The organism is Streptococcus cameli, from assembly GCF_053207365.1.
In genome coordinates, this window is record NZ_JBRUIM010000001.1 from 951,141 (window position 1) to 974,612 (window position 23,472).

22 protein-coding genes are annotated in these 23,472 nt (G+C 36.1%); all 22 read left to right on the top strand.

Annotated features, from left to right (window positions below; translation table 11 throughout):
* The 22 genes from ACVR1I_RS04750 to essB all read left to right on the top strand — a co-directional run bounded on the left by ACVR1I_RS04750 (position 1) and on the right by essB (position 23,465).
* The gene (locus ACVR1I_RS04750) at positions 1 to 2,019 is read left to right on the top strand and encodes a UvrD-helicase domain-containing protein (protein WP_447442880.1); all 2,019 of its coding nucleotides are present in this window, start codon (positions 1 to 3) and stop codon (positions 2,017 to 2,019) included.
* Between the two features lie 343 nt (positions 2,020 to 2,362).
* The gene (locus ACVR1I_RS04755; protein WP_447442881.1) at positions 2,363 to 2,722 is read left to right on the top strand and encodes an SAG1252 family conjugative relaxosome accessory protein; all 360 of its coding nucleotides are present in this window, start codon (positions 2,363 to 2,365) and stop codon (positions 2,720 to 2,722) included.
* Between the two features lie 9 nt (positions 2,723 to 2,731).
* Complete coding sequence (locus ACVR1I_RS04760) at positions 2,732 to 3,097, top strand: MobC family plasmid mobilization relaxosome protein (protein WP_447442882.1); 366 nt, start codon at positions 2,732 to 2,734, stop codon at positions 3,095 to 3,097.
* Positions 3,084 to 4,946, top strand: coding sequence for an SAG1250 family conjugative relaxase (locus tag ACVR1I_RS04765; protein WP_447442883.1), 1,863 nt, complete (start codon positions 3,084 to 3,086; stop codon positions 4,944 to 4,946). The genes ACVR1I_RS04760 and ACVR1I_RS04765 overlap by 14 nt, the downstream gene beginning before the upstream one ends.
* Positions 4,947 to 5,127: 181 nt before the next feature.
* A complete protein-coding gene (locus tag ACVR1I_RS04770) occupies positions 5,128 to 5,883 on the top strand; it encodes a DeoR/GlpR family DNA-binding transcription regulator (RefSeq protein WP_307122176.1) in 756 nt (251 codons plus the stop codon).
* Between the two features lie 225 nt (positions 5,884 to 6,108).
* Positions 6,109 to 6,534 carry a galactose-6-phosphate isomerase subunit LacA gene (gene lacA, locus ACVR1I_RS04775; RefSeq protein ID WP_000215993.1) on the top strand — a complete coding sequence of 142 codons (426 nt, stop codon included), beginning with the start codon at positions 6,109 to 6,111 and terminating at the stop codon, positions 6,532 to 6,534.
* 32 nt (positions 6,535 to 6,566) lie between these two features.
* On the top strand, positions 6,567 to 7,082 hold the full coding sequence (lacB, locus tag ACVR1I_RS04780; protein ID WP_050196751.1) for a galactose-6-phosphate isomerase subunit LacB: 516 nt from the start codon (positions 6,567 to 6,569) through the stop codon (positions 7,080 to 7,082).
* A gap of 10 nt (positions 7,083 to 7,092) precedes the next feature.
* On the top strand, positions 7,093 to 8,025 hold the full coding sequence (lacC, locus tag ACVR1I_RS04785) for a tagatose-6-phosphate kinase (RefSeq protein WP_447442884.1): 933 nt from the start codon (positions 7,093 to 7,095) through the stop codon (positions 8,023 to 8,025).
* A 2-nt stretch (positions 8,026 to 8,027) separates the two neighbouring features.
* A complete protein-coding gene (lacD, locus tag ACVR1I_RS04790; RefSeq protein WP_447442885.1) occupies positions 8,028 to 9,008 on the top strand; it encodes a tagatose-bisphosphate aldolase in 981 nt (326 codons plus the stop codon).
* A gap of 236 nt (positions 9,009 to 9,244) precedes the next feature.
* On the top strand, positions 9,245 to 10,078 hold the full coding sequence (locus tag ACVR1I_RS04795; protein WP_447442886.1) for a PRD domain-containing protein: 834 nt from the start codon (positions 9,245 to 9,247) through the stop codon (positions 10,076 to 10,078).
* Between the two features lie 36 nt (positions 10,079 to 10,114).
* Positions 10,115 to 10,432: a PTS lactose/cellobiose transporter subunit IIA gene (locus ACVR1I_RS04800; RefSeq protein ID WP_447442887.1), complete on the top strand. Its 318-nt coding sequence runs from the start codon at positions 10,115 to 10,117 to the stop codon at positions 10,430 to 10,432.
* Positions 10,432 to 12,120, top strand: coding sequence for a lactose-specific PTS transporter subunit EIIC (locus ACVR1I_RS04805; protein ID WP_447442888.1), 1,689 nt, complete (start codon positions 10,432 to 10,434; stop codon positions 12,118 to 12,120). The genes ACVR1I_RS04800 and ACVR1I_RS04805 overlap by 1 nt, the downstream gene beginning before the upstream one ends.
* A 97-nt stretch (positions 12,121 to 12,217) precedes the next feature.
* Complete coding sequence (gene lacG, locus ACVR1I_RS04810) at positions 12,218 to 13,624, top strand: 6-phospho-beta-galactosidase (RefSeq protein ID WP_447442889.1); 1,407 nt, start codon at positions 12,218 to 12,220, stop codon at positions 13,622 to 13,624.
* 24 nt (positions 13,625 to 13,648) lie between these two features.
* On the top strand, positions 13,649 to 13,927 hold the full coding sequence (locus ACVR1I_RS04815) for a DUF3884 family protein (protein ID WP_307122180.1): 279 nt from the start codon (positions 13,649 to 13,651) through the stop codon (positions 13,925 to 13,927).
* Between the two features lie 22 nt (positions 13,928 to 13,949).
* Positions 13,950 to 14,837 (top strand): aldose 1-epimerase family protein, encoded by an 888-nt coding sequence (locus ACVR1I_RS04820; protein ID WP_307122181.1) that lies wholly within the window; start codon positions 13,950 to 13,952, stop codon positions 14,835 to 14,837.
* A gap of 188 nt (positions 14,838 to 15,025) precedes the next feature.
* Positions 15,026 to 15,250, top strand: a complete 225-nt coding sequence (locus ACVR1I_RS04825) for a helix-turn-helix domain-containing protein (RefSeq protein ID WP_307122182.1) — start codon at positions 15,026 to 15,028, stop codon at positions 15,248 to 15,250.
* 459 nt (positions 15,251 to 15,709) lie between these two features.
* Positions 15,710 to 17,545: a recombinase family protein gene (locus ACVR1I_RS04830; RefSeq protein WP_447442890.1), complete on the top strand. Its 1,836-nt coding sequence runs from the start codon at positions 15,710 to 15,712 to the stop codon at positions 17,543 to 17,545.
* Positions 17,546 to 17,843: 298 nt separating this feature from the next.
* Positions 17,844 to 18,140, top strand: a complete 297-nt coding sequence (locus ACVR1I_RS04835) for a WXG100 family type VII secretion target (protein ID WP_017770820.1) — start codon at positions 17,844 to 17,846, stop codon at positions 18,138 to 18,140.
* A 64-nt stretch (positions 18,141 to 18,204) separates the two neighbouring features.
* Positions 18,205 to 21,489, top strand: a complete 3,285-nt coding sequence (gene esaA / locus ACVR1I_RS04840) for a type VII secretion protein EsaA (RefSeq protein ID WP_447442891.1) — start codon at positions 18,205 to 18,207, stop codon at positions 21,487 to 21,489.
* Between the two features lies 1 nt (position 21,490).
* Positions 21,491 to 21,955: a type VII secretion EssA family protein gene (locus ACVR1I_RS04845; protein ID WP_095123090.1), complete on the top strand. Its 465-nt coding sequence runs from the start codon at positions 21,491 to 21,493 to the stop codon at positions 21,953 to 21,955.
* A gap of 111 nt (positions 21,956 to 22,066) precedes the next feature.
* Positions 22,067 to 22,309, top strand: a complete 243-nt coding sequence (locus ACVR1I_RS04850; protein ID WP_017770762.1) for a hypothetical protein — start codon at positions 22,067 to 22,069, stop codon at positions 22,307 to 22,309.
* A gap of 1 nt (position 22,310) precedes the next feature.
* Positions 22,311 to 23,465 carry a type VII secretion protein EssB gene (gene essB, locus ACVR1I_RS04855; RefSeq protein ID WP_447442892.1) on the top strand — a complete coding sequence of 385 codons (1,155 nt, stop codon included), beginning with the start codon at positions 22,311 to 22,313 and terminating at the stop codon, positions 23,463 to 23,465.
* The last annotated feature ends 7 nt before the right edge of the window (positions 23,466 to 23,472 follow it).

Consider the following 23,472-nt stretch of genomic DNA (forward strand, 5'->3'; position numbering starts at 1 on the left):
ATGACATATACGATTAGTCCAGAAAATAGACAATTAGAGTTAGACATTCAGAAAAAAATTAATAAATGTTTGGATGATTTTGAGAGTTTTTGTTTTGATGCGGGTGCTGGTGCAGGGAAAACCTATGCTCTTCAAAAATCAATTGAGCATCTTTTAAAGACGGAGGGAGACAATTTAAAGCTAAGTAATCAAAAAATATTATGTATCACATATACTAATGCTGCAAAAAATGAGATTCTTGATCGACTTGGAAAAAATTCTTCGGTGGTAGTATCTACCATTCATGAATTTCTTTGGGGATTTATTGCGATTCAGCAAGAACTACTGACTGAAGAACATAAAAATAAAATAAAAGCTGAACTCGAAAAAATTGAACAAAAAATAAATGGAAATTCTCTTTCCAGCAATGTGGAACAGAATGAATTTCGAGAGCGTATCTGTGATGAAGAGTTTCTCAATGTATTTTATAGCACCCCCGCTAATCCAGCACAAAATTTCAAAGAAGTGATTATTGGCTACAATGAATACTTTAGACCATATTTAAGTAGTGTCAAGAACTTTAGCGATTTAGTTAAGAATACTAATAAAAGGTATAAGTTGGAAATGACACTGAAGGAGATTGAAGATAAAATATCTAAAAAAATTATCTATAACCCAGTTCAAAATCGTGATAAGCTTGAAAACTATGTTATTAGCCATGATACGTTATTGCTTTATTGTAAGAATATCATCACGAGTCAGAATTTATTAAAGAGATTGCTTTCAGATAGATATCCATATGTATTAGTTGATGAGTATCAAGATACGGATGAAAAAGTTATTGAGATTATTGATAGTATCAGAGAATATTCAAATTCTAAAAAAAACTTTGTGGTAGGTTTTTTTGGTGATTCCTTACAAAATATTTATGGTTCAGGAGTAGGGATTCTCCCTAATAAGGGAGAGTACAAAAGTATTGAAAAAATCTTTAATCGACGTTCCTCTAAGCAAATAGTAGAGCTAATTGAGAAAATCAGAAATGATAATTTTGGACAACAATCGATATATACTGATTTTGATAAAGGCTCATATAAATTTTATATTGCTAGTGATGATTTTAATTTAGATAATTTTTTACGGGAAAATAGTCTGACCGATAATACAGCATGTCTTTTAATGAAAAATGATGATATTTCCAAGGCTCGAGGATTTGAGGAACTATTATTGGTTTTGAAAAAATTTCCTAGATTTAGAGGTTCTAACTATGAAAACGTAACCAATGAGTTTTTACAGAAGAATTTACAGCACATGGGATGGTTTTTAAGAGAGAGTTTAACTTTAATAGACTTTATTCAAAAGTCCTCAGATAGTGATTCAACCGTTAAGGAAATTGTTCAGTTTATAGCATCGTCTAAATCAACACTAACATTTGCAGACATGAAACAGTTTATTAGTAGTTTTAGAGAAATTAACTTGTCACCACTGACAATTGATGAATATATTAATAAAATTGCAAAAATCTTAGGACGAATTTCAGGTGTAGAGATTTTAAGAAAAATATTCTCGATTGACGAAACTGCTGACAACATTTTATTGAACATCAAAAATAGAGCGTATGATTATTTTTACTATTCTCAAGATTCGGAGGAGGACTCCGAACCAGAAATGACAGTTATTGATGAATTTTTTAGCTTAGATGTTTCTCAATTTATCAAGTGGTATAAATATATTTTTGATGACCTTAAAGATGAGGGGATTAGCTACTATACATTACATGGTTCAAAAGGCTTAGAATTTGATAATGTAGTTGTTGTGTTACAGGATAATTTTGCTAAGAAAAAGGATTATTGTAAATATTTTTTTGAAAATTATGATAATCGAACTGATGATGTTAATCGGTTTATTGAAATTCGTAATCTTCTTTATGTAGCATGTTCAAGAGCAAAAATAAATCTTCATGTGGTTTATATTGCTGAAATACAAGAAAACATATTGGCAAATATTGAGAGTATTTTTGGTAAGATCCAAAATTTAATATAATCTAAATTTTTCCGAGAGCTATCCAGCTCTCTTTTTTCTTACCTTCTACAGTAATGTGATAACTTTTCCAAATCATCCTTGTTATCCTAATATCATTCCTAAGAAAATCAAGTCTTGATTTTCTACTGGGGGTTTGGGGGCGAAGCCACCAAGTTATCTTATCGTTGGCTGTCAAAACTGGAAGTTTTTGGACGGCTGACGATATGATTTTTTGGGTATTGTGACCACAATGCCTGAGCTCGCAAAGACCGAACAAGAAGAGAGTGAGGTCTTTAGGAAGCGTACTGACAATGTGAGGCAGCCTGACATTGTCAGACAAGTATAATGTTGAAAGGATAGTAGGATGGGACAAGAAATTAAGTTGATTCGTAAGCAATTTAGAATCACGAGACAAGAAGAAAAACAGATAAAAGAAATGATGAGGGAACAAAAACTGGATAGTTTCTCAGAATTTCTTCGTCAAAATTTGTTGAAAAAGAATTATCAGGATAGAATTTTTGAAAGTTGGTTCTCCCTTTGGCAATCTCAAAAGTTTGAGCAGATTAGTCGAGATGTGTATGAAGTTTTGATTATTGCAAGAGAAAATCACCAAGTGACTCAAGAACACGTTTCAATCTTATTGAGCTGCGTTCAAGAATTGATAGCGGAAGTCAATCAAGTACAGCCACTCAGTCGTGAGTTTCGTGAAAAATATATGAGATAGGGGGCTACTATGGTTTATCGTTATCGTACCAATCTTAAAAAAGTATTTCTGACTGATTCAGAATTACATCAATTAAATGAGCGTATTGCTAAGAGTCACTGTCAAAATTTCTCGGTCTATGCCAGAAAAGTGTTGCTTAATCCCAATATATCTTTTGTCACAATTAACACGGATACTTATGACCAGTTAGTTTTTGAATTGAGACGGATTGGAAATAACATCAATCAAATTGCGCGTGTTATTAATTACAGTCATCTTATTTCTCAAGAACAGCTGAATGAATTGCGTAAGGGGATTGGTGAGTTAGTTACAGAAGTCGAAAAAGAATTTCAAGTAAAGATTAAAAAATTAAAGGAGTTTCATGGTAGTCACTAAACACTTTGCGACACATGGAAAAAAATATCGTAGGCGTTTAATTAAGTATATTCTCAATCCTGATAAAACAGACAATTTGAAATTGGTATCTGATTTTGGCATGAGCAATTATTTAGACTTCCCTAGCTATGAAGAAATGGTAGAAATGTACAATGTCAACTTTACCAATAACGACAAGTTGTACGAATCTAGAAATGACCGACAGGAAAAACACCAACAAAATATTCATGCCCATCACCTCATTCAATCATTTTCTCCTGAAGATAATCTGACACCTGAAGAAATTAACCTCATTGGTTATGAGACTATGAAGGAATTGACTGGAGGTCGCTTTAAATTTATCGTGGCAACCCATACAGACAAAGACCATGTCCACAACCATATCTTAGTCAATGCCATAGACAGTAATTCAGATAAAAAATTGATATGGAATTATGCCTTAGAACGAAATTTACGTATGATTTCAGACCGTATTTCTAAAATGGCGGGGGCAAAAATTATCGAGAAGCGTTACTCCTACTGTGATTATCAAAAATATAGGCAGTCTAATCATAAATTTGAATTGAAACAACGTCTGTATTTTTTGATGCAACAGTCAAAGTCCTTTGATGATTTTTTAGAAAAAGCGGTGCAGTTACATGTTTATATTGATTTTAGTCAGAAGCATAGTCGATTCATGATGACGGATAGAGCAATGACAAAACCAATTCGAGGACGCCAACTCAGCAAACGAAATTTCTATGATGAAGAATTTTTTAGAACGCATTTTGCTAAGCAAGAGATTGAAAGTCGTTTAGAATTTTTGTTGAACCGTGTCAATTCTTTAGAAGAGTTACTGACAAAAGCAAAAGAATTGAATCTAACCATTGACTTAAAACAAAAAAATGTAACTTTTATACTAGAAGAAGATACTCAAAAGATAAGTTTGGGTCATAAAAAAATAAGTGACAAGAAATTATATGATGTTAATTTTTTTCAAGATTACTTTAAAAATAAGGAGGTCGGTGATTCAGAAGGATTAGAAAATTTACAGGAACAGTACCATGCTTTTCAAGAAGAACGAGATAAGGATAAGGTATCCACTGAAGAGATTGAAGAAGCCTTTGAGACATTTAAGGAAAAACGAGATGCCGTTCATGAATTTGAAGTGGAACTTGCAGAGCACCAAATAGAGAAGCTAGCTGATAAGGGCGTTTATATCAAGGTGTCTTTCGGTGTCAAACAGAGCGGTCTTATTTTCATTCCCAACTATCAATTAGATATTCTTGAAGAAGAGAATCGGAAAAAATTTAAAGTCTATATCCGTGAGACAACCTCATACTTTATCTATAACAAAGAATATTCGGATAAGAATCAGTATATAAAAGGGCGAACCTTGATTAGACAGCTAACCAACGATAGTCGAGTGATACCATACAGAAGACCAACTGTTGAACGACTTCAAGAAAAGATTTCTGAGATTAACCTCTTGATTGAGCTAACTGAGACAGACAAAAAATACCAGGACATCAAAGACGAACTGATCGCAGAAATAGCAGAGCTAGATATCAAACTGACTCAAACAAATGAAAAAAACGCCACCTTAAACAAGATGGCGGAAGTGCTTATCAATCTAAAGAGTGATGATCCGAATAGTCGAAAATTAGCAAGGTATGATTTTTCAAAACTGAATATGACAGAATCAATTTCAATAGAACAAGTGAATAAAGAGATTGTCATGGTTCAACAGGATTTCAAACTTTATATGAATGACTATGAGAAGAGTACAAAAAAACTGGTAAAATTTGTAAAAATCTTGAATTTTGATAACGGATTTGACAAACAGTTTGATGAGGAGATTTCGTTATAGTATAAAGATATTCAAGATTTATCAGAAGCGAGCGCTTAATATTCAGATTTTGACTTAATTGTTCACAGCTTAATAAGAAAATAGTAATAATAATTTATTTATGAGTTTTGTTTAAAAAACAAACAAAAAATGTTGAATAATGTTTAAGGAAGAGATATAATAAAATAAAGGAGGCTGTAAAATGAATAAATTTCAACGTTTAGAAGAGATTACGAAATTAGTTAACAAAAAAGGGACTGTTCGTATTTCTGAAATTATGGAATCTTTTGGTGTAACAGATATGACCGTTCGTAGAGACTTAATCGAACTGGAAGAACAAGGTTTGCTAAAAAAAATCCATGGTGGAGCAAGAAGTAATTCAGCTTTCCAATACCGAGAGATTTCACATAAAGAAAAACATACATTAAATATAGAAGAAAAACGCCATATTGCTAAATTAGCTGCAAATATCATTGAAGAAGGGGATACTATCTTTTTAGGTCCTGGTACTACGGTTGAGAGTTTTGCAGAAGAAATCAATAATCAACGATTGAGTGTCGTAACAAACTGTTTGCCTGTATTTAATATCTTACTTAAGAAAAAATCAGAGACATTTAAAGTTTTTCTCTTAGGAGGTGAGATGCGGCAGGTCACGGAATCATTTGTAGGAGAAGTGACAAATACAAGTCTAGAAAAAATGCACTTTAGTAAAATGTTTTTTAGTGCAAATGGTAATCGTGAAGATGATGTTATGACTTCAACAGTTGAAGAGGCCTATACCCAACGTTTAGCGATTAGCCGATCGGTTGAACAATATCTTCTGCTAGATAGTTCAAAGATAGGCAAAGAGGATTTTTCAGTCTTTTGCCAACTTTCACAGTTAACAGGTGTTATAACCGATAAAAAAGACGAGGAAAAGGTCAGTCAACTCGCGAAATGGACGGAAATAATTAATTAACAAGGCTTAAATTCTTGCCAGGCATAAATAATGTTAACATTATCGTCTTCGCAGCTAGTTTGGTCATGATTTAAAAGAACATTCTATGATGGATGTTCTTTTTTTTAGAAACAAATAAACAAAAACAAACAAAAAATAAACAAAAAGGGTTGACAAGATGTTTTTTAATGTTTATAATATAATTGTAAATCAAACAAAACAACATTTTTAAACAGGAGAAAACAGATGACAGTTATTATTGGTGCTGATAAAGCAGGCTTAGAATTGAAAGAAATCGTTAAATCTTATTTGGTAGAACTTGGTCATGATGTCCAAGATGTCTCTGCTGAAGGTCGTGATTTTGTTGATACAACACTAGCAGTAGCTAAAGAAGTAACTGCTAACGATGTTAACCTAGGAATTGTAATTGATGCATACGGTGTTGGCTCATTTATGACGGCTACTAAAATTAAAGGCATGATTGCTGCTGAAGTCTCAGATGAACGTTCAGCTTATATGACCCGCGGACACAATAATTCTCGCATTATTACAATGGGGTCTGAAATTGTTGGTCCTGGCGTTGCAAAAAACATTGCTAAAGGATTTGTCGAAGGTGAGTATGACGGTGGTCGTCACCAAATCCGTGTCGACATGCTTAACAAAATGTGCTAATAAAAAATAATATAATCAAGAGGTAAAATAAGATGAAAATTGCTGTTGGCTGTGACCATATTGTAACAAACGATAAAATTGCTGTTGTTGACTACTTGAAGACTCAAGGTTATGAAGTCATTGATTGTGGAACTTATGACAATGTTCGGACTCACTATCCAATTTTTGGGAAAAAAGTTGGTGAAGCTGTTGCGAGTGGTGAAGCAGATTTAGGCGTTTGTATTTGTGGAACTGGCGTTGGAATCAATAATGCTGTAAACAAAGTACCAGGAATTCGTTCAGCTTTGGTTCGTGATATGACCTCTGCAATCTACGCTAAAGAAGAGTTGAATGCTAATGTCATTGGCTTTGGTGGTAAAATCACTGGTGGCTTATTAATGACAGATATTATTGAAGCATTTATCCATGCAGAATATAAACCAACTGAAGAAAACAAAGCATTGATTGAAAAAATTGCGAAAGTTGAAAGTTTGAATCAAGGACAAGCCGATCCGCATTTCTTCGATGAGTTTTTAGAAAAATGGGATCGCGGAGAATACCACGACTAAGAGGTGAATCATGATTTTAACAGTCACTATGAATCCGTCGGTTGATATTGCTTATCAACTGGATGTCTTTAATCTAGATACGGTTAACCGTGTTGCTGAAACACACAAAACCCCTGGAGGAAAGGGCTTAAATGTTACACGAGTTCTTTCTCAAGTCGATGATGATGTTCTTGCTACTGGTTTATTGGGTGGCAAAATCGGTGAATTTATTCAGAAGGAATTAGATCAAGTTGGTATTCAGCATGATTTTTCACCAATATCAGGAGAAACACGCAACTGTATTGCAGTTTTACATGAAGGTCAGCAAACAGAGATTTTAGAGTCAGGTCCAACTATTTCTGATGAAGAAGGCAAAGCTTTTTTAGAGCACTTTGAAAGACTGGTTAAGCAAGTAAGTATTATCTCTGTTTCAGGTAGCCTGCCAAAGGGATTGCCTGTGGACTTTTACTCTAAAATGATTGAGATTTGTGAGCGTTATCAGAAACCTGTGGTTTTAGATTGTTCCGGCCAAGCCTTATTAGAAGTTTTGAAAGGACATGCAAAACCGACAGTCATCAAGCCCAATACAGAAGAATTGTCTCAGCTCTTAAATATGGAAGTTACGAGTGATACTAGTGTCTTAAAAGCAGCTCTTGATCAAGATTTATTTGACGGAGTAGAATGGGTGATTGTATCACTAGGTTCTAAGGGTGCTTTTGCCAAACATATTGATTCGTATTATCAGGTGACGATTCCCAAAATAGAAGTAGTCAACCCAGTAGGTTCGGGTGATTCAACGGTAGCAGGAATTACATCAGCTCTTTACCATGCAGAATCAGATGAAGAGCTATTGAAAAAAGCCAATTGTTTGGGGATGTTAAATGCCCAAGAAAAACAAACCGGCCATGTTAATATGGCAAACTATTCAGCATTATTTGAACGTATTAAAGTAGAAGAGGTATAATCATGGTATTAACAGAACAAAAACGTCGTTACATGGAAAAATTAAGTGATGAAAATGGTATTATTTCAGCATTAGCATTTGACCAACGTGGTGCTCTAAAACGTTTGATGGCACAACATCAAACTGATGAACCAACAGTTGCTCAAATGGAAGAGCTTAAAGTATTGGTTTCTGAAGAATTGACGCCATTTGCTTCATCTATGCTTTTGGATCCTGAATACGGTTTGCCTGCCACCAAGGTACTTCATAAAGACGCAGGGTTGCTTCTCGCTTATGAAAAAACAGGCTATGACACCACTAGCACGAAACGCTTACCGGATTGCTTGGTTGATTGGTCTGTAAAGCGTTTGAAAGAAGAAGGGGCAGATGCCATTAAATTCTTGCTTTACTATGATGTCGATAGTGATGAAGCGACAAATCGTCAGAAAAAAGCTTATATCGAACGTATTGGCTCAGAATGTACAGCTGAAGATATACCGTTTTATCTTGAAATCCTAGCTTATGATGAGAAAATCGCTGATGCTTCAAGTGCAGAATATGCCAAAGTTAAACCACGCAAGGTTATTGAAGCGATGAAAGTATTTTCGGATGACCGTTTTGGTATTGATGTCTTGAAGGTAGAAGTTCCAGTTAATATGAATTTCGTAGAAGGTTTTGGTCAAGACGAGGTGGTCTATACTAAGGAAGAAGCTGCTTCTTATTTCAAACAACAGGATGAAGCGACTCACCTTCCATATATCTACCTGAGCGCAGGTGTATCAGCTAAGCTCTTCCAAGACACTTTAGTGTTTGCCAAAGAATCTGGTGCAAACTTTAACGGTGTCCTTTGTGGCCGTGCAACTTGGGCTGGTAGTGTCAAAGACTATATTGAACAAGGTGAAGCAGCTGCTCGTGAGTGGTTACGCACTACTGGATTCCAAAATATTGATGAATTGAACAAGGTCTTGAAAGAAACAGCAACACCCTGGACACAACGCATTTAAACATTATAACAACATAAAGCAAACAAAAAAATAAAAAAATGTTATTTTTTTAAACAGAAAGGGTTTACAAACCTCTTGTCCTGTGTTATAATAAGTTCATAAATCGAATACGGGTAGATCGTAACTATTACGAATAGGCGAGACTACAAATGAATGGAAGGTAAGCCTTTGCTATCTTTAGTTTATTTGTGGTCTCTTTTTCTATCCAATTATAAATTAAGAGGGGGAGGTAATAAATGTATCGTGTTTTACAAGCGCTTAATAATAATGTCGCTTTAGTAAAAGATGAGCATGATCAACAGTTTGTAGTGATGGGACTTGGGATTACTTTTCAGAAACGAAAAGGAGATCTCGTTATTGCTGAGAAGATTGAAAAAGTCTTTTCCTTAAAAAGCACGGAATCGCAAGAAAATTTCATGACCTTGCTAAAAGATGTGCCATTGGACTTTATCACAGTAACCTATGATGTGATTGAAACCTTGTCAAGCAAATATTCCTATCCCGTTCAAGAATATCTCTATGTTACCTTAACGGACCATATTCATTGTGCCTATAAGGCGGTTCTTGAAGATAATTATCAAGAAAGTAAGTTGCCGAATATTTCACAAGAATACAGCATAGAGTATGTCATTGCAAAAGAAGCTTTGGGGATGTTTCGTCAGAAACTCTTGAACGATTTACCTGATGATGAGATTGGAAGGATAGCCTTACATTTCATCAATGCAAAAGGGGTAACAGCTGTTGAAAAATCACCTAAAGTAGACTTAACACGTTCGGTGTTGTCAAAAGTTCAAGAAGAGTTAGAAAGGTTAGGAATTAAGCGAACAAAAGAAAATAGTAACTTTTACGATCGCTTAATGATCCATCTAACATACTTCCTTCAATATTTGGATAGAAGTCCAAATGATAATGGGCCTCTCATGGATATGGGAAAACATATTCAGATAGCCTACCCTGAAGCTTATGATGTTGGTGATAAAATTTATCAAATCATAGCCTCAGAAACAGGTGTTGCGATTCATGAAAGTGAAAAGTTTTATATTGTATTACATGTACAACGCTTACTCTAATCACTAAACCAAAAAATTAATAAAGGAGCTTAAAAAATGAATAGAGAAGAAATTACCCTCTTGGGATTTGAAATTGTATCTTATGCTGGTGAAGCACGTTCAAAATTATTAGATGCTTTAAAAGCAGCACAAAATAGCGACTTTGAAAAAGCGGAAGAGTTGGTGGAATCTGCTAATTCAAGTATTGTTGAAGCACACCATGCTCAAACAAGTCTACTTCAAAAAGAAGCAGCAGGTGAAGAGCTAGCCTTTAGCGTAACTTTGATGCACGGGCAAGACCACTTGATGACAACTCTTCTATTGAAAGATATGATGAAACATATGATTGAACTTTATAAGAGAGGTACGAACTAATGAATAAACTAATTGCTCAAATTGAAAAAGGGAAACCTTTTTTTGAGAAAATCTCACGTAATATCTACTTACGTGCTATCCGTGATGGCTTTATTGCCAGCATGCCAGTTATCTTATTCTCAAGTATTTTCCTTCTGATTGCTTTTGTTCCAAACATCTTCGGATTTAATTGGAGTGAAGAAGTAGTTGGAATGTTAATGAAACCTTATAATTATACAATGGGAGTTGTAGCTCTCTTGATCGCAGGTACAACAGCAAAATCATTAACTGATTCTGTAAACCGTAAATTAGAAAGTACAAATCAGATTAACTTCCTATCTACTATGCTTGCCTCTATCACTGGCTTCTTGATTTTAGCATCAGATGCGATTGAAGGTGGCTTTGCAAGTGGCTTCTTAGGGACAAAAGGTCTTCTTTCTGCCTTTGTTTCAGCTTTTGTCATTGTAAATATCTATAAAGTCTGTGTGAAAAACAATGTAACAATTCGTATGCCAGACGAAGTTCCACCGAACATTTCGCAAGTATTCAAAGACTTAATCCCATTCACATTATCAATTGTAACTCTATATGCTCTTGATATTATTGTTCGTAATACTGTTGGCACAAGCGTTGCTGAAGCGATTGGTACATTACTTGCGCCACTCTTTACAGCAGCTGATGGTTATCTTGGAATCACGATTATTTTTGGTGCCTATGCTCTTTTCTGGTTCGTTGGTATTCATGGGCCATCAATCGTTGAACCTGCTATTGCTGCCATTACTTATGCTAATGTAGAAGTAAACTTGCAGTTACTTCAAGCAGGACAACACGCTGATAAAATTTTGACTTCAGGAACTCAAATGTTTATTGTAACGATGGGTGGTACAGGTGCAACTCTTGTGGTGCCATTCATGTTCATGTGGCTGACAAAATCAAAACGTAATCAAGCAATTGGTCGAGCGGCAGTTGTTCCAACATTTTTCGGTGTTAATGAACCAATCTTATTTGGTGCACCACTTGTTTTGAATCCAACATTCTTTATTCCATTTGTCTTTGCACCTATTGCAAATGTTTGGATTTTCAAATTCTTCGTTGATGTTCTTGGTATGAACAGCTTTAGTGTGAACTTGCCATGGATAACACCTGGTCCTATAGGTATTATCATGGGTACTGGTTTTGGTCTCTGGTCATTTGTTCTTGCTTTGACTTTGATTGTTGTAGACGTACTTATTTACTACCCATTCTTGAAGGTCTATGACCAACAAATTTTGGAAGAAGAACGTTCAGGTAAGACATCTGATAGTTTGAAAGAAAAAGTTGCTGCAAACTTCAACACAGCAAAAGCAGATGCTATTCTTGAAAATGCTGGCGTTACTGCTAAAGAAATTAAAGAACAAACCAACGTTCTCGTCCTTTGTGCAGGTGGTGGCACAAGTGGTCTTCTAGCGAATGCCTTGAACAAGGCTGCTAAAGAATACGGAGCTCCAGTAACAGCTGCGGCTGGTAGCTATGGTGCTCACCGTGAAATTTTACCTCAATATCAATTAGTTATCTTGGCGCCTCAAGTGGCATCTAACTATGAAGATATGAAATTAGAAACTGACAAACTCGGTATTAAGTTAGCTAAAACTGAGGGTGCACAATATATCGGATTGACCCGTGATGGTCAAGGTGCTTTGGACTTTGTAACACAACAAATCGAAGGCTAATGCTATACATGTAAGGGAATAGTGAGATTAACGGAGTAGCTTATCCGAGAATAATCTGCTCTTCCCTTTCTTTTTTTCATTAGAAAGAGGAATTGAAATGACTAAAACATTACCAAAAGACTTTATTTTCGGTGGAGCAACAGCAGCTTACCAAGCAGAAGGAGCAACTAAAACAGATGGTAAAGGCCCGGTTGCATGGGATAAATATTTAGAAGACAATTATTGGTACACAGCAGAACCTGCAAGTGATTTTTATAATCGTTATCCTGTCGACTTAAAGCTGGCTGAAGAATACGGTGTCAATGGAATCCGTATTTCGATTGCTTGGTCTCGTGTATTCCCTACTGGATATGGTGAGGTCAATCGCAAAGGAGTTGAGTACTATCATAATTTATTTGCAGAATGTCATAAGCGTGGTGTAGAACCATTCGTTACTTTGCATCATTTTGATACACCAGAAGCCTTGCATTCAAACGGTGATTTTTTAAATCGTGACAATATTGACCATTTTGTTGCCTATGCTGCCTTCTGTTTCGAAGAGTTTCCGGAAGTGAACTACTGGACTACCTTCAATGAAATTGGACCTATCGGTGACGGGCAATACTTAGTTGGTAAGTTCCCTCCAGGTATCCAATATGATTTGGCAAAAGTTTTTCAATCTCATCATAATATGATGGTTTCCCATGCACGTGCAGTTAAGCTTTATAAAGATAAAGGTTACAAAGGGGAAATCGGTGTCGTTCATGCTTTACCAACCAAATACCCTTATGATCCAGCTAATCCAGATGACGTGCGAGCTGCAGAATTAGAAGATATTATTCACAACAAATTTATCTTGGATGCGACTTACCTTGGCCGTTATTCTGAGAAAACAATGGAAGGTGTTCAGCACATTTTGGCAGCAAATGGAGGGGAATTAGATCTTCGTGAAGAAGACTTTGCCATCCTCGAAGCGGCTAAAGATTTGAATGATTTCCTTGGAATTAACTACTACATGAGTGATTGGATGCAAGCTTTTGATGGTGAGACTGAAATCATTCATAACGGTAAAGGGGAAAAAGGAAGTTCAAAATACCAAATTAAAGGTGTTGGTAGACGAGAAGCACCAGTGAATGTTCCGAAAACAGATTGGGATTGGATTATTTACCCTCAAGGTCTATATGATCAAATTATGCGGGTAAAAACAGACTATCCTAATTATAAAAAGATTTACATTACTGAAAATGGTCTTGGTTATAAGGATGAATTTGTAGACGGAACAGTTTATGATGATGGTCGTATTGACTACGTAAAAAAACATTTGGAAGTGATTTCTGATGCGATTTCAGATGGTGCTAACGTTAACGGATACTTTATCTGGTCTCTGATGGATGTCTTCTCATGGTCAAATGGATATGAGAAACGTTACGGTCTCTTCTATGTTGATTTTGAGACACAAGAACGTTATCCTAAAAAATCAGCGCATTGGTACAAGAAAGTTGCTGAAACTCAAGTCATTGATTAATCCTTACTATGAAAGTGTGTACCTATGTTTAAAACATTAAAAAGAGTGGCAGACGGTGTTTTAACTTCTGCCTATGAAAAAGTTTATATTGTTAATTTTGAAAAATGTCCCTATATTCCGTACATCGATCAAGATGTTTTAAAATCTTTAGGGAAATGGTATGTCTCTACTGGAGGAGAATGGATTTGTCATTCAGATTTAGAATTAGATGAATTCAAAATATTGTTTAACAATCTCTTAGAAGATTCTTTAAAAGGGAATGTTAGATATGAAATGGACTATATGCCTTTTCAGCAATCATAGACTATAATTGGGGAATCAACTAATGAAATTAAAAAATGATGAATTAACGGTTGAATTTAAACCGGAGGGGGCGACCATCAGTTCGATTAAAGATCGAGATGGTGTGGAATATCTTTGGCAAGGTAATCCAGAGTACTGGGGTGGTCAGGCACCAGTTCTATTTCCTATCTGTGGTAGTCTAAGAAATGATGGGGCCACGTTTCAGGTTGGTGAAAAAACAATTTCTGGATCCATGCCTCGCCATGGGATTGTCAGAAAACGCACTTTTGATTTAGTAAAACATACCGAAAATGAGATACAGTTTCGTATTTTATCTGACGACGAGATGTTAAAGCAATACCCATTTCCATTTGAACTCCAATTAACCTATCGCTTGGACGGTAAGAAGTTGGAAACAGAATATGCAGTTCGATATTTAGGTGAGTTAGATGCGATGCCATTCTTTATTGGAGGACATCCAGGATTTAATTGTCCATTATTAGAGGATGAAGCATTTGATGACTATTACCTAGAATTCGAATTGGAAGAAGATTGCACGATTCCAGAAAGTTTCCCAGATACGGGACTTCTTGATTTTTCCAAACGTCAACCAATGCTATCTAAAACAAGAATTTTAGAATTGAATTATGAACTGTTTCAACATGATGCGTTGACGTTTGATAACCTTAAATCTCGGAAGGTTACTTTGAAATCCAAAAACCATCAAAAAGGATTAAAGGTATCATTTGAAGATTTTCCTTTCTTAGTTGTTTGGACAACAACTAATAAAGGGCCATTTATTGCTCTGGAACCGTGGAGTGGCTTATCTACCTCTTTGACAGAAACGGACAACTTTATCGATAAAACTCATGTCACTTATGTTGAAAAAGGCGAAGTATCTCGCAAAGCATTTACAATTGAAATTTGTTAATGAATTTGGCAATTAGCTTAATAATATTTACTTTAATATTTTTACTTATATCATGAAATTATGATTTATTGATTTAAAATTTATCAATAAACTTCAGTAATATTGAGGTAATATATCAGCTGTCATATTATGACAATTTCCAAGTTTTCTTCTAAAAGTATTCTATACTTTTCATAGGAGAAAGCTATATGTACCAACGTATAAGGGACTTGAGAGAAGACAGTGACTTCACTCAGAAATTTGTAGCTGAAAAACTATCGTTCTCTTCCACAAATTATGCAAAGATTGAGAGAGGTGAGGTAGTTCTGACAGCTGAAATACTTATAAAACTCTCTGCACTCTATAACGTTAGTACGGATTACATTCTTGGACTATCAGATTGTCCTCAAAGAATTAAACAAAAAATAAAATAGTCTCTCCTTGCTTTGTTCATTGACAATTGAATAAACCGAGGTGGGACTTTCTTATTTGTCGAGCAATTTAGTGAGATACGCCGTGATAGGAGCGAAAATTATTTGCTATAAAATAGAGTGGTTCTCTATCTGCCATGACCACAAATAAGGACAATGATACTTCTGAACGTTCAGGCTGCCATCGTAAAAGGACAGCGGGTGAGATGCCCATGCACGATTTAACCAATCATACCTACTGAGGAAAATATAGAGTATCACGTTATCAGGAGGAAAAATTTTGGAACAAACAATTGTAAAATATAGTCTGCAGTTATCAATGCTTAATTTTTTATACTCTAAAGAATTGTTATCTAAAAATGAATATGAAAAAATCAGAAATAGACTGCGTACTAAGTACACAAAATAGCTGACCTTTTTATTTGAACGCGGTAATATAGAATCAAAAGGAGGAATTTCAGTATGAAAAAAAATAATGTTGAAATAATAAAAGCTGATTCTTTAGTTCGACGTAGAGGTGTCGGTGTAGAAAGACATTTAAAAAGGGTTGCTGCTTATTGCCGAGTGAGTTCTGATAGTGAGGATCAGAAGAACAGTTATGAATCTCAGGTGAGACATTATAAAGATTACATTTCTCAGCGTTCAGATTGGGAACTTGCTGATATCTATGCAGATGAGGGGATTTCAGGAACTCAAGTAGGAAAGAGACAAGATTTTCAACGCTTAATCAATGATTGTGTTAATGGAGAAATTGATTATATTGTAACAAAAGCAATTGCTAGATTTGCAAGAAACACCTTAGATACTTTGAAGTATGTCAGAATGTTAAAGGATATGCAAATTGGAGTTTATTTTGAGGAAGAGAACATTGATACCCTTACTATGGATGGAGAATTACTTCTAACCATTCTTAGCTCTGTTGCACAGCAAGAAGTAGAAAATACATCTGCACATGTGAAAAAGGGATTAAAAATGAAGATGCAACGTGGTGAACTGATAGGGTTTCAAGGGTGCTTGGGGTATGACTATGATGTAGAAACCAAACAACTTTCTATCAATAAAAAAGAAGCAAAAATAGTACGTTATATCTTTAAAAGGTACTTGGAAGGTATTGGAGGGAAAGTTATAGCAAGGGAACTTGATGAACTAGGTTACAAATCTCCGAGAGGATTAGATCATTGGAATGATACAACAGTCTTAGGAATCATAAAGAATGAAAAATATAAAGGCGATATTCTAATGGGAAAAACTTTTACAGTGGATCCAATAAGCAAGAGACGTTTAAGTAATTTTGGTGAAGAAGATAAGTACTACATCAAAGATAACCATGAACCTATAATATCTAAAGAAGACTTTGAGAAAGCTCAGGAGATTAGGTTGCGTAGGGCAGGAAATAAAAAGACAGTTGCGAATGTAAATGGAAAACGTGAACGCTATTCAAAAATGTATGCTTTTAGTAGTATGTTAGAATGTGGCTTTTGTGGTTCATTATTGTCTAGGAGAAGTTGGCACTGTCGTTCAGATTATCGAAAAGTTGTGTGGCATTGTGTTACTTCGATAAAAAAAGGGAAAAAATACTGTAAACATAGTAAAGGATTAGAGGAACTGGCTATTGAGGGAGCTTTCATGGAAGCTTACAGACAACTATATCATTCGAATGAAAATATAGTGTCAGATTTACTTGAAACGATTGAATCTGAATTAAATGACAATAGCCTCAACAAGGAACTAAAAAAGATTACTAATAAGCTTCGTACTTTACTAAAAAAAGAGGAGAATCTTGTAAATTTAAAACTAGAAGGGAAAATAAGTGATTCTATTTATAATGAAAAATATAATGAGCTCTCCTCAGAAAAAGAATATCTTGCAGAAGAAAAAGTAAATGTTGAAACAATATTGAAGTCAGAAATTGATGTTAAGAAAAGACTAACAGAATTTAAACAATTACTGTCTTCACAGAAAATGCTCACTGAGTTTGATCGTACAGTTTTTGAGAGCATCGTTGAGAAAATTATTGTAGGTGGTGTTAATAGCGATGGTGAAATTGATCCTGCAATGTTAACCATTATTTTCAAAACAGGAGAAACTCAAAATAAGGACGGTAAACAATTTAAAAGTAAACGTAAAAATGCTAAACTAGAACCAGATAAATTGTGTCCTCAAAACTGTGACGAGGACAAAAAATTGTATTCTCAAGGGACAGACAACACATATCGAGGTTGTAGGACTGCTGGAGAGAAAGGGATAAAGCCCACCGTTTCAGGGTTTAGAAAAGGCTTGATACTAAGCCTTTTTTGAATTTTTGAGTGAAGTATCAATCCAACACTCTGAAGTGATGTAGTAGGATTGATAGTGGTAAAGTATGAAATTTATTCCCACATACGCAGAGGGGGTGCAAAATGTTCCAACAGGTAGGGTGTTTGTGGGAATAGTTTTGCACCCCCCCTTTTTATTAATAGTGTCACCAATATGGTCGATGGAAGTGTGAGTTCAGTAATTGATACAATTTTTTCAGATTACAATTTTGATAAAATGCTTGTAATTCATCTAAAATCGTGCTAAAATAGAATCAATAAAATTTAAAGGAGACAATCTTATGTCAGGACAAATCCGTGTATCCCCAGAAACGCTACAATCACGTGCTCGTGAATACGGTAAAGCTTCAAATGACATCACAGCAATCTTGAACAGCCTTCAACGTTTGCAAGACACACTTCGTACGGAGTGGGAAGGTGCTGCCTTCCAAGGTTTTGATAATCAATTCAATGAATTGAAACCGAAGGTACAAAATTTTGCGGAATTGATGCAACAAATCAACACCCAGCTTGATAAGACTGCTCAAGCAATGCAACAAAATGACCAAGATTTGTCTCGTAACTTTGGTCTTCAATAATTAGTCTATGGCAAGGTTGGGGCGGTGTCCCTAACCTTTTTATTTTTACGGAGATTATGAAACAGTGAAGAAAAAAATTTTATTTTATCTAGGAACATTATTACTGTTGGTTACGACATTGGTGTCTTTTGTCGCCATTGTAAAACCAACACCCCTTAGTCGAACGGCTTCGACTACCCCAGCCCAACAAGCTACTATCAGAGTTGCGGTTGTAAATGAGGACGCTGGTAAAGTATATAATGGTCAGCCTGTCAATATCGCTACGACATTGGTCAACTCCTTTATTGCCCAAAACAATTATGACATTGAAGTTGTTTCACGGGCCATTGCTGAGAACGGCTTGAAAAATGATACTTATCAGTTGATGATTGTCTTACCTAGTAAGTTCTCAGAAGAGACACTGGCTTTAGAGTCAGCTTCACCTATCAAAGCGAATTTCCAATATCAGATTGTCTCCGATAAGCAGTTGACAGTAAAACAGGCTGAGCAAGCTGTACTTGAATTCAAAGAACTTTTTAATAAAGATCTAATTAATATTTACTTCACCAGTATTATCGGAAACTTAAGGACTGCTCAAGTTCAGGTTGCGGATGTTGTTGCTAATGAAGAAACCTCCCTAGCCTCCTTTAATAACAATTTGGTTAATCCACTGAACCTATACTCTCAACAGTTTGCAGGAGTAGGGTCGTCCCCGTCAGATTTGCTGTCTGCCTACTCATCGTTTAATAAGGACCTGTTAAATAGTAATGATGCGTTCACTTCGATTATCTCTGTCGATAAGACCTATGAAAGCGTGATTGACCAAATCAAATCACAACAGGAAGCATGGCAGCTTTCATTAGCTACTAGGGAACAAAATTTAGCTAATTTTGACGAAGGCTTCTCTTCTTTATCAGTTGAAGAACAATTAGCTAAATTAGCAGAAATAAATACTCATCTGGGGACAAATCTATCAGAGCCTGCAGTTTGGCAAGAAACTGAAAATAAGGTAATTGCCTACAATCAAGATATCATTAGTCTCCTTGAGGAATTGAGATTACTTAATGGTGAGATTGATACGACCTTGTCTGACTACGATACTAAAATAAAAGAAGCTGTAGCAGCGTCTCTGGCTACTAAGGAAGGTGTCGTTAATAATGCCAGCAAGACTCTAGGAGGCTATATTGATAGCTTGAATGCTAGCATGGATCGTCAAGTTGCTTCTAAATGGCCTACTGTTTATTATGATGCAGCAACGATTGCTAGCTTGTCTTTATCTGAGGCAGATAAGATACATTTGAAGAATATCAATGCCTTTATTCAGTGGTATAGTCAAGAAAAAGGTCAAGAACTGCCAACCTCTAAAGAAGTGACTGTTGAGAAGGAAGAGTTAACAAAATTAAGGGAAGAAGTGGCCTCTAAGATTGAGTCAGCCCGTACGTTGACGATTCCAACATTTGAGGGAAAAGTCGAATCTATGACGCTAACCGTTCCCGAAGGTTACTCTTTAAGTTTGGCAGACTATCCATTGACTGATTTAGGAAATGGAAATTATCAAGTATCCCTGCCAGAAGATATTGCAGGTGGAACAAAAATTCCTTACTCACTCAATATTCAAGACAAAGAGTCTGTAAGTATTTTTTCACCGGTTGTGGTGAAGATGTCGATTGATACGACTGAGGAAGTCTCAGTTATTAAGGAAGGTGCTCCGTTTAACGAAGAGAGGGAAGAGACGGAAACGACCTCTACATCAGGAGGTTCCTCAGATACAACTGGTACTAGTACAGATGGGACAGGTTCAGAAGATGAAGGTTCGGAAGGCGAGGGGGCAGAAGGAGAAGGAACCACACAGACTGGTGAGAAAGAAGTTGTGACTGTCACAAAAACAATCACCATAACGAGAACCAATCAGACAGAAACAAAAGTTTTGAGACGCCATTATGAAAAACAGGATATCGTCACTAGCTGGACATACAATCCGCTGATTCTGTCTCAGGCTATCTATCAAGATGTGAATGCCTACTTGCAGCTGTCTGGTATTGTGACTGCCTATTATGGATTAGATCTAACGAATGGCACTTATTCGCAAAGTTCTATTTTACCTGCCGAGGGCTCACTAGTCGCTCTGGCTAATAGTAATGACTTGCAATCTATTGTGACCAATCTTATCAAGGCTACCACTGTTGAAGCTTTGAAATCAGACTTGAAGACATCTGATGAGAAGTTGGCAGCTATTGAGAGTCGGTTGGTAAATTCAGAGCAATTAACAGGCAATATTGCAGATTTACGAGCGACTACAGGCCAATTACTCGAACAGTTGTCAAGCCTAATCGAGCAGGGAGTAGCTGTTGATAAAACGCTGAAAGATAAGCCAATTTTTGCTACTACCGAGAAGATAGATAATACAGATATGGTCACCGTCAGCATGGATCTGAATAGTGACTTATCTAAACTAATGGCAGCCAGTCAGAATCTGATGAACAACACGAAATCCAATCAAGTGGTGTCGGAAATGATTGAAGGGAACATAAATAAACTTTCAGGTGACATTACCAATTTGGAAAAAGACGGAGAAGCCTTAAGTGGCCGTGTTGCGGAATTGCAACAAATTATGTCTCGTGAGTATTCTTCCAATGAAGAGTTCCTCAAAAATTTCTCTACAGTTTTGAGCAATACTAGAACTGGAAATACAAAGAATGAGGCAGTATATGAATACCTTTCTAATCCAGTCGATGCAGCAAAGATTGGAAATGTTGTCTCAGCAGCTACATCCGCTCAACCACAAGCAAGTCGTCAAGATGAACGTTCAGGTTTGTTGATTATCCTGATTGCTTATCTTGTTAGTCTGGTTGCAGCCTACTTGATGCAGCATGCAGATAAAGCTGAATTACAAAAGCGTCTGAACTTGACAGAGCGTCTATCTTGGAAAAATGCGACAGGTCCACTGGTGTTCTTAAGTGCGATATCAGCTACTGCTGGTCTCATTATCGCACTGGTTTCAGGACTGAAACTTGAGTTCTCAATGCCGCAAATTGGTTCCTTCATCGTTCTCCTTTCTCTTATTAGTCTGGTTATGACCTATGGAGTGAACCTATTGATGGATAATCTAAGAAGTCTAGGTTTCTTGTTAAGCATTGGTGTGTTAATGGTTTATATTGTTTCAGCGACTCAGCTGTTTGACACCTACTATGTCAATTCAACTCAGCTTCTGGCAAGATTGTCTCCATTAACCTATCTAGAGGAACTTGTTAAAGGTTTCATTAATCAGCAAGGAAATCTTCTATTGTCTGTGGTTATGTTAATCATTTTAGCTAGTGTCTTAGGAGTGGGGAATATGTTCCTTTATCGACAGGTTGAGCATAAGGAGTAGTATGAAAAAACGAGTTATTGTATTCTCTCTTATATTTTGGATCATACAAGGTCCATCGCTGGTATTTGCAAATGACGGTTCCTTGCAAATCGATACATCTTTAGACAAGAATAACCAGAAGACAGAATTACAGTATTTTGAACAAGAAGGCGACTTAGTAAAGCTGTTTCGACCAGAGACAGAAAAGCTGGTTGAGACTGTACTAAAAGCAGATGAAGAAACCTATCGAGAAACCAAGACCAATTTATTTGTTACAGAATTGGAGAAGGAGAGTATTCTTGATAGCTATCAATCCCTGTTGTTTACTCCGCAGACCATTGTTGTCAATAAATCAGACTATGGAGTATCCCTGAATCAGGTAGAGACGCCTTTATCTTGGCCAGTAATTGTCTTATCTATTTTAGGTGGAGCAGTTATGATTTATTCGATTTTTCGTAAGAAATTTGAGTCTCTCAAGCAAGAATAAAACTTAAAGAAGGTACGCAAGTACTTTCTTTTTTTTCTTCATGAAGTTACTTCAAAAATCATGCTCTTCATGATATAATAAAAGTATTACAAGCACGAGGGGTATAGGTCTATGGATGGCTATATAAATATTAGTTTTTATTGTCCGTTGTTTTTATCAAAGGAGTTAGACTTACGAGTTCCTATAGATTTGACTCTCAGAGAGTTGGTACAAATTGTTATCGATGCATATGGAGTAAATGTTAAGGTTCAAAATCCTAGTGCTCGAAATAAGCAAACAGGTGAAATTCTCTCCAGTACAAGTCTCTTGGGACTGGTAAGAGATGGTGCCTTATTAGAGTTGGAGAATGTTTAATATGGAGAAAAAGATGGAAACACAAAAACGAGAATTACTTATTGAGGATGTAAAAGGAAGTCGTGAGGTTGCTTATGCCTTGTTGACGGCTGAGCATCCTCTTTTTGTTACCCAAAATGTAAGGGAAGAAGAGGGGAAGGTAGTTGTTGAGAGTCTAGGATTGGATGCCTATTATGACTGGGCTACCCTTTCAACGATGATTGATGAGGAGAAACTACGCCATCTTCTAAATATCGGTCAGGTATTTACTACTTTGAAGGATACAGTCTATACCTATCAATTAGAACCATCTCATCTAGTATTCTCTAGAAATGCGGAACCACTCTTTGTTTCCCGCGGTATTAAAGGTCAAATCCCTCCTTATGAAGCGATTGAGGAAGAATCGTTTATTCAAGCATTCAAAGCAATGATCGTATCACTTTTTGACAAGAGAGCGAGTTATGAAAGTTTGGTAGATGGCAAACTTCCTTTCTACAAGGGAAATCTCTTCTGTGAAAATGTCATTAAGTCAGAAAACCTAGCTACTATTCTTGAACTATTATTGAAAAAATACCAAGAGGAAAAACAGAATAACCTAGAGAATTTTTCTCGTGTCTCGAATAAGGTGATGTCCAGACTGAAGATTACAGCAATTGTGACATCTATCATCGGAGTACTCTCTACGATTGGTATTCTTTACTTCTTACTGTTTGCCATGCCAAATCAGGAGATGATTTCCGAACTGCGTCTAGCTTTCGTGCATGAAAACTATTCTAGTGTTGTAGAGACGGCTAAACAGACAGACTCGAAATCTCTGAGCCAGGATGATAAGTATATGGTCGCTTATTCGGTCATTATGACAGAGCCGTTGACAGAGGTACAAAAGACAGAGCTGTCTAAACTATCTATCCAGTCTAATGCGGACTACCTTCGTTATTGGATTTTAATTGGACAAGCCAAGGTTGATGAAGCGATGGATATCGCCAGCTATTTGGACGATCCGCAACTACTCATGTATGGATTGACCAAGAAAATTGACGAGGTGCAGCGTGACCCAAGCCTGTCTTCGGAAGAACGGACCAATCAGTTGAACAGCTATAAGGGCAAATTAGAGGAATTGAAGAAAATTTACCTAACACCAGAAACTGCTGATTCAACTACAGATTCATCAGATTAAAAATAGG